Annotated in this window: 7 protein-coding genes; all 7 read right to left on the bottom strand. The window is 27.1% G+C overall.

The genetic code is table 11. The features are described from left to right. Positions 1-97: 97 nt before the first annotated feature. The 7 genes from BLT46_RS12840 to BLT46_RS12810 are packed head-to-tail and all read right to left on the bottom strand — an operon-like array spanning position 98 to position 6593. Positions 98-814 (bottom strand): ABC transporter permease, encoded by a 717-nt coding sequence (locus BLT46_RS12840; protein WP_090410518.1) that lies wholly within the window; start codon positions 812-814, stop codon positions 98-100. Next, a complete protein-coding gene (locus tag BLT46_RS12835) occupies positions 811-1689 on the bottom strand; it encodes an ATP-binding cassette domain-containing protein (RefSeq protein ID WP_090410517.1) in 879 nt (292 codons plus the stop codon). Before BLT46_RS12835 ends, BLT46_RS12840 begins: the two co-directional genes overlap by 4 nt. After that, complete coding sequence (locus BLT46_RS12830) at positions 1670-2404, bottom strand: tetratricopeptide repeat protein (protein WP_090410516.1); 735 nt, start codon at positions 2402-2404, stop codon at positions 1670-1672. Before BLT46_RS12830 ends, BLT46_RS12835 begins: the two co-directional genes overlap by 20 nt. 4 nt (positions 2405-2408) lie before the next feature. After that, the gene (locus tag BLT46_RS12825) at positions 2409-3542 is read right to left on the bottom strand and encodes a hypothetical protein (protein WP_090410515.1); all 1134 of its coding nucleotides are present in this window, start codon (positions 3540-3542) and stop codon (positions 2409-2411) included. Positions 3543-3552: 10 nt separating this feature from the next. Next, positions 3553-4386 carry a SagB/ThcOx family dehydrogenase gene (locus tag BLT46_RS12820; protein ID WP_090410514.1) on the bottom strand — a complete coding sequence of 278 codons (834 nt, stop codon included), beginning with the start codon at positions 4384-4386 and terminating at the stop codon, positions 3553-3555. An 11-nt stretch (positions 4387-4397) separates the two neighbouring features. Next, positions 4398-5705, bottom strand: coding sequence for a YcaO-like family protein (locus BLT46_RS12815; RefSeq protein ID WP_090410513.1), 1308 nt, complete (start codon positions 5703-5705; stop codon positions 4398-4400). A gap of 3 nt (positions 5706-5708) precedes the next feature. After that, a complete protein-coding gene (locus BLT46_RS12810; RefSeq protein ID WP_090410512.1) occupies positions 5709-6593 on the bottom strand; it encodes a hypothetical protein in 885 nt (294 codons plus the stop codon). Positions 6594-6846: the final 253 nt, after the last annotated feature.

The following is a 6846-nucleotide window of genomic DNA, read 5'->3' as shown; positions in this document are numbered from 1 at the left end:
TGTAAATTCTGCGGTAAAGGTGAATATATTCATAGAGGCTTTTCTTCTTTAGACTAAAAATATACACTTATGATACTAAACGGAGATACATTTAATTTTACCTTCCAAATCGTATTTTTTGAAACAACATTCTAAAAATAACTATTAGTCCTATTAGCCAAATTAATATAATGTATAGCCTATAATCTTCTCCCCTCATTAAATAAACAATATCATTAACTGGTAAAAAGGAATTAAAATTATTTATAATCCTACCTTCATAGCTAATTGAATAAAAAATATCACTAACAAAAATTAAAATAAAATAAACAATATTTGATAATGTTCTTCCTGAGCTTTTTTTTGATAAAAAAGAAACGCATAAACCTAAAAAGGAGAACAAAAAAAAGCCTAAAATACTACCCATAAATATACTCCCATAGAAAGGAATAGCATTTACTCTAAAAACAAGATAAGAAATAGTAATAAGAAGTATTATAATAAATTGAAAAAATATCAGTCTACTTACAATAAATGTCATAAAAAAAAATAACATATCTAACGGTAACTGCCTTAAGTATTTGACCATTCCAGAAGAATGATATTCTCTTATCACAGGGCCAACTGAGAAAAGTCCCTCACTAATTGTCATCAAACATATCATCCCTGTAAGTATAAAGAATACGTAACTCTTATTTTCATTTCCCCAAATGCTAGAAAATATAACAAACAGCATTAAAGGAAATACTAGTGAAAAAAAAACTGCAATCTTTATTCTAAAAAAAGATAAGAAGTCTAAATATGTGCTATATAAAAATGTTCTAACAAGTCTCATCGTCTATTCTTTATGATTAAATAATTATAAATATCATTTAGATTTTTAACACCAACCGAGTATGGAATATGGCAATTCTCTAGTTTTTTCTTTAATTCATCATCTCCTATAAAAATATGAAAACTATTGTCATACTTAAGTACTAAGTATTTATGAAAAAATATGTTCTTAACTAAATTTTCATATTCAAAGTCTACAATAATCTTTTTTGAATATGGAATATATCTATCAGATAATAATTCACTAGGAGAGCTCAATGTATCCAATAATTGCTTTCCCTGATGCATAAACAAAATACAATCAGCATTATCCCTTGCCAGATTCCAATCATGAGACGATATAATTACTGTTCTGTCTTCTGCAAAAAGTAATGAACTAATAATATTCTTACTATTAGGATCTATGCCTCCGAATGGTTCATCCAAAATTAACAATTGGGGCTTATGAAATAAAGCAAAAAAAAGACCTACTCTCTTTTGTTCTCCTAGTGATAGCACCTTAAACTGCTTATAAAGTAACTTAGTCAGATTCAATTTTTCTATAAATACAGAACTCTGATATTGAGAGACATTAAAAACTAACTCAAATAACTTAATAAGTTCCTTAACCCTAAGCGTAGGAGAAAAAGGTATAGAATCAAAAAGAACTCCTGAACTTCCTTTAGGTATACTCTTTAGATGTACAGTTCCTTTATAATTTTTAATGTTTTCTGTAATAATATCTAATAATGTGCTTTTTCCAGCACCATTGTTTCCTAAAATAAAGGTTTTTTTATTTAACGGAATAACTAAGTTCAAATTCTCTAAAATAAGGTTTTCATCTTTCTTATAACATAAATTATTTATGCTCGAATAACTATTTTCTACCAAGTTCATAATATTTATTAATTATATAATCATTAGGAAATTCTGATATTGCACGTTCATACATACTTTTGGCTTTATTTATCTTCTTATTTTCTAAATAATACTTGATATATAATTCATAAAGTAGATTTCGACCCCAAGTGATGTCATAGTAATCTTTTGATTTCTCAACGATTTTTAACCCCTCTTCTAAATACCTTTTTGTTTTTTTTATATCATCTTTAGGATCATAGTATTCTAATACAGCCAATACATAATAGGCTCTCAAATTATTGCTATTCATTTTTAATGCTTCATTTGCAAGGTTTTTAACCTCATTAGATGTTCTTTTTAACTCCATTTCATCACTAAATGAAGACATCTTAAATGATTTAAGAAAAGCTAGGAATGCAAGTTCTTCTGAAGTTTTTGATTCTAAAGAGTTAATAATTTCAATACTTTTTTCCAAATCCATAATATTTTCAGTATAGATATACTCATACATTTTTACATAGGCTTGCCAATACTTATATTTTTTATCTGGTTGTTTTGCATAGTTAACTTCCAAACTTTTATATATTGACTCTAATGGAGCTTGTGAGACCTTCTCATAACAAGAAGACAACGAATCATAGATATCTTCAGATATATTACTTCTATCAAAAAGAAGATTATTTTGAGCAAATAGAGAAGAACTCAATAAAATATAACATAAAAAAAACGAGAATATATAATACTTTTTCATTGTCTTATGCAATTCGATTAATCCAAAAAGGAAGGGTTATTAAACTTAGAAAAGTGAGAATATATGTAATAATACTCAAGTAACATAACAAACCATAAAAAAATAATCCCAACTTAAAAGTCGATTTAATTCCTTTTTTAAATAGGCTCTTAAACATTTCATGAACTTTCAGAAAAGGAGAATTAAGATTACAAAAATCACTCAAAACAAAATACATATCTGATCCAGGTGCAAAAGGATTCGCATTATATAAAAATTTAATCACTAAATTAAATATTAGAAAAGATACTAAAGAATTTAAAAATCCACCATTCAAGTAAGGGTGAATCGCTAATAATGTGAATAAAAAAAACAAATCGTTAAAGATACCTGCAAGAGCAACAGAAATTTTTTTATTCTTATCTTTCCATAATATCATATCCTCAGTAGCTGTATAAAAAACAGGCAAGATTTTATACATCAAAGCAAAGCCCATCTCATTTTGTTTTCCTCCAAAAGATTTGTAAGTAGAAAAATGAGAAAACTCATGTAAAAAAGAGACAAATAATGAAATTGGTAAAACTGATAAAACCAATAGAAAAGGGCTTATTTGACCAATATTGTAAAAGATATATGGAATCTCAATTTTATTTAAAGAAAAAAACAAGCCAATTAAAGATAGTATTAATAAAATATACTGAAGCTTTTTATATGTAGAATAAAATCGTGTGCCAAAATTCTTGACCCTCCAATTAACTACCTTTAAAAGGTTGAAATTACTATTCATATCTATTCTTAAGCGCATTTTATACAGTCTTAAAAAAGTATATATACATATGAATATATAGAAAAACTTGTTTGAATAATAAACTTTACCTCTACGTTTCTTATCTTTTTCGTTTTCAGTATCATTTATAAAATCATATTCTTTAGCGAAAGAAACTATTTTACTTATCAGTTCCACGGAAATATCGTATTCTTTTGCAAATAACTCATATGTTTTATGAATAGAGTTGTTCTCAGTAAATGTTGATATAATTTTGTATTCAACAAGAGAGATTTTAAAAACCCTGTTTGACGAAATGTTTTTTAATAGTATTTCTTCATCATTCTCAATATCTCCTATAACTATAAATTCTTTATTTAAAACAAAATTCATATATCACATCTTAAATTTTTCCAACAACTAAACTAATAATAGGTGTTTGATCAGAAGTCTTATATCCTATAAGTTCACCCACAAAATCATCAAAAAAACCAGCGCAAGGACATGTTCCAATTCCTTCATTTGCAGTTGCCGAAAGCTGGAGATTATGTAATATCGCTCCAGCTTCAGTAAATGCCCATCTAATTCCTCTATCTAAATACTTAAAAGTAAGTCTATTTAAAGTAGCTCCCAAAATAATTATCCCACTTGCTCCCTTTATATCAATATCCATCTTTCCTTCCACAGCAAAAGCCTTATAAACGGCTTTTATAAAACCCTCTTCTTCTAATGTTGAAACAAGTTTTAGTTTTGCATTTTTTTCATCATAGTAATAAGAACCAGTTTCTAATTCTTCAGTAGCTTTTAAATTAATATAATATAACTCAATAGGATACAAGCTTCCTGGTGATGCAATATTCTTATGTTCTAAATTATTATTTGTCTCTTCCTTACTTTTACTAAGAAAAAAGGCATTTCTCAAAAAAGATGATAGCTCCTGAATAGTTAATCCCTCATTTTTAAAATTCCTAGTGCTTTTTCTTTCCTTATTTATCCTATGTAAAGCGTCAATATCGCTATTCTTTGCATTATTTAGAGGAGGTAAATCAATTGTTTTAACATTCCCTAATTCTATAGAGTGATTAAAAACTTCTTTCATATAATACGGACTATTCATAATACTGCTTACTTGAATAGCGTAATCTTTTATATCATAATAATGAAGCTTAGATGCTTCTAAAAAATCTCTAGCATTTTCTGATATATAGTCTTCATAAAAACTGTTTGTATACTTCATATTTATATTTTTTAAGGAAAAGGATGTGGATAATCTAAAAACAACTCTTTCTCTTCAAAAAATCCTAAAAAAGGCGTTTTATGTGTTCCTGTCAAAAGATGAAACCCAGGAACTGAAACCCTATAAACTTCAAATCCTAATGTCCGTACATCCTCTGTAGTCAAGTCTACTGAAATAATATGCTTAATATCGTTATGATTGTCTTTTAAACCCTTTAAATCAAAGGATCTGACCTTATTAAATATTTTTATATCAGAATAATCATCATTCTTTAGGTTTTGATATAAAGGAATTTTGGTTCTAAACTCAGGATGAAGATTATAAAAAGCAAAATGCTTATCAAAACCATCAATTAAATTAAAATCTTTATCAGCACCATCAATCCAATTTTTTTTACCACATAATAAAATTGCATAATCAATTCCCTGATAAGACTCCATACATGCTTTTATAAGTGCTTCCTCTTTATTAAATCTTGAAGAACATCCTATTGAAATATATTCTTTTTCTTTATAAGTAAAAATAGTAAAACAGACAATTGTCTCTACATTTGAGTAGTTTCCTAAATCATATGTAATTATTTCAACCCTATCATTATTATAAAGTTGATTGATTCTATTATTCTCTTTGTAGTATTCAATTACTGTCTTTTGGTTATATTTTATTTGTCTATTTATTTCTTTATTTTGTAAATACCACCATTTACTAAAAGCATTTCTCTCTTCACTTTCCAAGTATCCACCTTGAATCGCCTTTAATCTATCTGTATGAGCAGCTAATCCAGTAGATGTTTGATTCCAATAACTTCTATTATTCTCACTATATTTATATGGTAAGAAAACAAACTCACACGGGAGATAAATTTCTCTTTGAGTAATATGGCAATAACCTTTTACCCAATCAATAGGGGTTTCTTTAGTTATCTTAATATAAGGAAAGTTCTCATCAAATTGTTCGTCTTTATAAAGTTTCAAATATCCAAAATTAATTACATTATGCGTTTTTGAAATTTCTTTATGTGATATATTTTCAATAATATTATGACTTTGTTGTAATTGGAAAGACGCACAATAACGTTCTACAAATTCCCCAAAAGTCGATATTATTGCTTCCTCCTTATCAAAGGAAATCGAACCTGCTGTTATTTGATTCGTTTGAGCCCCTAAATAGTTAAGGTTTTTACCTTCACATGTTGTCTGAAATATTCCTTTAGGTACAAAAAACCTGTTAGGTAAAAAATGAAAATCTCCCGGAATAAATGAAGCATGGGTCCCAGATAAGTTTTTTGTAATTTCTCTATATATAGTTTTTCCGTTCATTATTTAGCCATTTAAAGGTCTGTAAACATGACGTTCATTACAAATATTACAACCAACAGTTTTTAATATTCTTGCTACATCAAATTCATCTGTAATAAAGTTAATAGTTTTTGACTTCCCTAAAATTCCTCCATCCTCCCAATCAGAATTTAAAAGTCTCAATAATTCATTACTTAACCATTCAATAAGTGTATTATATATACTACTTTTCATTAATGAAACTTGTCTAAATTGTTTATTGTCTAAACGAATAAGTCTTAAATAGACATCTGGATTTACGGTATTAGAAATTCTTCTATTAAAAAAGCAACTCATACAGTGCATTTTTAGTGCAGGGTTAATAGCTGGCCCTAAAGTTGCTGTAAAAGGAGCATAATCAATATAAATATGAGGAATATTACTTTTATACATTTTAGTAAGGATCTCCTGATTTATTTTTTTACTCAATATTGGCGAAAAAACTAAACAAAAATCTATGTCATCGATAGATTCTTCTAATGTTATTTGAAAATTACTATCTTCAAGCAATTTATTTAAATCATTAATAAATTGTTCTTTTTCTTCATCCAAAACTCCTAACAGATAAGTCTTCAACAATCTTTTATCATCTTTAGAACTTTCCTCTATGTAATAAATTATTCCATTGGATTTTAACCATTCTATTAACAAGACAAAATAATCCTTTTCTAATTCTAAATTAACAAGAACATTATTAAACAAATCATCAATCCTACCTTTACTATCATTCTCTATTAGACTATTTAATATTTCCTTAATATATTTAACATCTTCTCCTTCTATTCTCGATAAAAAGCCATCTCCATGACCTATATAAAGTTGATTGTCATTTTCGTATAAATTCAAATCAGATAATGCTACTTCTTTCATTCAATTATAATTATTAGTAAAAAAAAGCCTCAGAACTAAACTCTATAATACTTCATATTTGTTTTTATCATCATACAAAGTTTACATTTCTATATTAGTATCCGAGATTTAAGTAAAAAGAGCCTCATACTCTAAATATGAGGCTAAAGTCTTATGATTGTCCCGTCCTAAAATAGGTTTACACAAAATAGACTTATTTATGAAAGAGACAGAAAACACAAGGGAAAAGCGTAGTCAACGAGATTATACTTTA

The sequence above is a fragment of the Myroides phaeus genome, assembly GCF_900099675.1.
Classification (GTDB): Bacteria; Bacteroidota; Bacteroidia; order Flavobacteriales; family Flavobacteriaceae; genus Flavobacterium; species Flavobacterium phaeum.
Note: the sequence above shows the minus strand (reverse complement) of the source record. Positions and strands in the feature narration are given on the sequence as shown.

Coding starts and splice junctions, on each gene's coding strand:
- BLT46_RS12820 (WP_090410514.1), bottom strand. CDS start 4,386: ATGAAGTATACAAACAGTTTTTATGAAGACTATATATCAGAAAATGCT.
- BLT46_RS12810 (WP_090410512.1), bottom strand. CDS start 6,593: ATGAAAGAAGTAGCATTATCTGATTTGAATTTATACGAAAATGACAAT.
- BLT46_RS12835 (WP_090410517.1), bottom strand. CDS start 1,689: ATGAACTTGGTAGAAAATAGTTATTCGAGCATAAATAATTTATGTTAT.
- BLT46_RS12825 (WP_090410515.1), bottom strand. CDS start 3,542: ATGAATTTTGTTTTAAATAAAGAATTTATAGTTATAGGAGATATTGAG.
- BLT46_RS12830 (WP_090410516.1), bottom strand. CDS start 2,404: ATGAAAAAGTATTATATATTCTCGTTTTTTTTATGTTATATTTTATTG.
- BLT46_RS12840 (WP_090410518.1), bottom strand. CDS start 814: ATGAGACTTGTTAGAACATTTTTATATAGCACATATTTAGACTTCTTA.
- BLT46_RS12815 (WP_090410513.1), bottom strand. CDS start 5,705: ATGAACGGAAAAACTATATATAGAGAAATTACAAAAAACTTATCTGGG.